General features: G+C 70.6%; 2 protein-coding genes. One reads left to right on the top strand and one right to left on the bottom strand.

Annotated elements, in window-relative coordinates; translation table 11 throughout:
* Window positions 1-132: 132 nt before the first annotated feature.
* Complete coding sequence (pabB, locus tag QH276_RS23780) at window positions 133-1,728, bottom strand: aminodeoxychorismate synthase component I (RefSeq protein WP_280406907.1); 1,596 nt, start codon at window positions 1,726-1,728, stop codon at window positions 133-135.
* Window positions 1,729-1,807: 79 nt separating this feature from the next.
* Between pabB and QH276_RS23785 the strand changes: the two genes are divergently transcribed.
* Complete coding sequence (locus tag QH276_RS23785) at window positions 1,808-2,872, top strand: phosphotransferase family protein (protein ID WP_280396846.1); 1,065 nt, start codon at window positions 1,808-1,810, stop codon at window positions 2,870-2,872.
* Window positions 2,873-3,007 lie beyond the last annotated feature (135 nt).

A 3,007-nucleotide genomic window follows, 5' to 3' on the forward strand; every position in this document is an offset into this window, starting at 1 on the left:
CCGCGCGGGGGGGGGGGGGGGGGGGGGGGGGGGGGGGCGCCGCCGCCGGCGGGGGGTTTGTGGCCGGGGGCGCGGGCCGCCCCCGGGGGGGGGGGCCGGCCCGCGCCCGGCGCCCCCCCCCCCCCCCCCCCGCTACACCGCACCGGCCTTGAGCAGCATTTCGTCGTATTCGTCGGCGGCAACCGAATCCAGCACGATCGCCCCGCCGGCGCCGATCTGCCAGCGACCGTCGTGGCGGACCGCGGTGCGGATCACGATATTGAGGTCGGCGGTCCCGCCCAGTCCGAGGAAACCGATCGTGCCCGAATAGATTCCGCGCGCCCGGGTTTCCAGGGCGTCGATGATTTCCATGGTGCGGATCTTGGGCGCGCCTGTCATGGAACCGCCGGGGAAACACGCGCGCAGACAGCCGATCACATCGGTATCGGCACGTAGTGTCCCGCGCACCGTGGACACCAATTGGTGCAGGGTCGAATACGTTTCGGTGGCGAGCAGCTTGTGCACCCGGACACTGCCGGTATCGCAGACCCGGCTGAGATCGTTGCGCAGCAGGTCGACGATCATCACATTCTCCGCGCGCGTTTTCGGGTCCTCGGTGAGGGCGCGGCGCAACTGTTCGTCGACTTCCGGGTCGGGGTCGCGGCGGGCGGTGCCCTTGATGGGTTTCGTCTCGACCGTGCGGGTGCGGTCGATTTTCAGGAAACGTTCGGGGGAGGAGCAGGCGATTTCCAGGTCGCCGAAACGCAGGTAGGCCGAATACGGTGCGGGGTTGGCGCGGCGCAGGATCCGGTAGGTGTCGAGCCCGCCGGCCGTGGCGGGCAGGACCAGCTGATCGGTGAGCGTGATCTCGTACGATTCGCCGGCCCGCAGCGCGTCCTGGCAGGCCGCGATATCGCGCAGGTACTGCGCACGGCCGCGGACGAGATGGTGCTCGAGCGCGGATCGCGCACGACCGGCCCCGGCCGCCGCCCCGTCGCGACCGGCTCCGGGTGCGGCGGTGTGCTGAGGATCGGCTCCGGGCGCATCGGTGAGGTGGCGGTCGGCTCCGGGCGCGGCGGTGTGGTCGGCCACGGTGGTGCCGGGCCGGGTGCCGGGTGTGGCGGTGTGGTGGGCGTCGAACGCCGGCAGGCCGGTGTGTTCGCCGAGCGGCGGGGGATTCGACCAGGTGGGCAGGTCGGCGAGGACGGCGGTCGTGGTGTCGAGCCAGGTCCGGGTCGCCCGGTGAGCCTTTTCGCCCGTACCGGTGAGGGCCAGCAGATATGTCCGTCCGGCGAGGTGATCGACCACCACCAGCCGGTCGGCGAAGACCCATTGCGCATCGGGTGTGGGCGCGTGGTGGGCGGCCACACCGCCGCATTCCGCCTTGACCTCGTAGCCGAGGTAGCCCACATAACCGCCGGCGAAGTCGAACGGCAGCTCCGCGGGCAGCGGCAGCCGGCGGGCGCGTAGCGCGGCGGCCAGATAGTCGAGGACGGTGCCCGGTTCCTGGCGGATCCGGCCACAGGAACCGGTGACGGTGACGAACCCGCTGCCGACCCGGTACCGCACCACCTCGGCAAGCGGGCCGTCGGCGTCGCCGAGGAAGGAGAAGCGGTCCAGTCCCGGTTCCACATGTTCGCTGTCCAGCCAGAACGCGGTGTCCGAGGTGCCGTAGAGGCGGAGGAATGCGGCCTCGGTGTCGACGGCGCGTTCGAGCACGCGGTACTGGACTGTCGCGGAGAAAGACATCGTGGTCCGAACCCTACGCCGGACCCGTGTCTCAAACTGTTGTCGGTTGCCCGCAGTTGTATGCGCGGGGTGGGGCACAATGTCAGGCATGTCTGTTGCGCAGCCGGTAGGCGTGGATCGTGCACACGTCGATTTCGCCGTGGTCGGGAACTGGATGGATGAGCGCGGGCTCCCCGGTGGCGAGTTCCGGGAGGTGAAGGCCCTCGGCGGCGGGACGCAGAACATCATGCTGCGGTTCACCCGCGGCGGGCGCGACTATGTGCTGCGCCGGGGGCCGGCGCATCTGCGGCCCAAGAGCAACGAGGTGATCCGGCGGGAGGCGCGGCTGCTGGGCGCGCTGTCCGATACCGATGTGCGGGCGCCCCGGGTGATCGCCGCGGAACCGGACGAATCGGTGCTGGGCGCGGTGTTCTATCTGATGGAACCGATCGAGGGGTACAACCCGCAAACCGAACTCCCGGCGCAGTTCGCCGACGACCCGGCGGCGCGGCACGCCATGGGCCTTTCCGCGGTGGAGGCCATCGCCCGCCTCGGCGCCCTCGACTACCGGGCGCTCGGACTCGACGATTACGGCAAACCGGAAGGTTTTCTGGAGCGGCAGGTCGGGCGGTGGATGCACGAACTCGACTCGTACTCGTCGAACGAGGGCTACCCCGGCCCGGAGATCCCGGGCGTGACCGAGGTGGCCGACTGGTTGGAGCGTAACCGTCCCGCCGCCTGGACCCCCGGAATCCTGCACGGCGACTGCCATCTCGCCAACATCATGTTCTCGTACGACCGCCCCGAGGTCGCGGCGCTGGTGGACTGGGAGATGTCGACCATCGGCGATCCGCTGCTGGATCTGGGCTGGCAGATCGCCACCCGGCCGGAACCGGGCACCTCGGGAGCGGCGCTCATCGGCAAACTCGGGGAAGCCGGCGGCCTGCCGTCGAGCGCGGAGATGATCGAGCACTACGGCAAGTTCTCCGACCGTGACCTGAGCGCCGTCACCTGGTACACCGTGCTGGCCTGCTTCAAACTCGGCATCGTGCTGGAAGGAACCTACGCCCGGGCTTTTGCCGGGAAGGCACCCAAGCAGATCGGCGATTTCCTGCACGCGAACACCCTGGAACTGTTCGCGCGGGCGCGCAGCCTGATGGAGTAGGAACAAGTTTCACTATTCGTGCGCTACGGCGGGCCCCCCCGGGTTTGGGGGGGCCCCCGGGGGGGGGGGGGGGGGGGGGGGGGCGGGGGGGGGGGGGGGGGGGGGGGGGGGGGGGGGGGGGGGGGTTTTTGGGGG

The organism is Nocardia carnea (genome assembly GCF_029869215.1).
Taxonomy (GTDB): domain Bacteria; phylum Actinomycetota; class Actinomycetes; order Mycobacteriales; family Mycobacteriaceae; genus Nocardia; species Nocardia carnea_B.

Bases quoted from the DNA above. Each gene is read 5' to 3' on its own strand.
- pabB (WP_280406907.1), bottom strand. From the start codon at position 1,728: ATGTCTTTCTCCGCGACAGTCCAGTACCGCGTGCTCGAACGCGCCGTC.
- QH276_RS23785 (WP_280396846.1), top strand. From the start codon at position 1,808: ATGTCAGGCATGTCTGTTGCGCAGCCGGTAGGCGTGGATCGTGCACAC.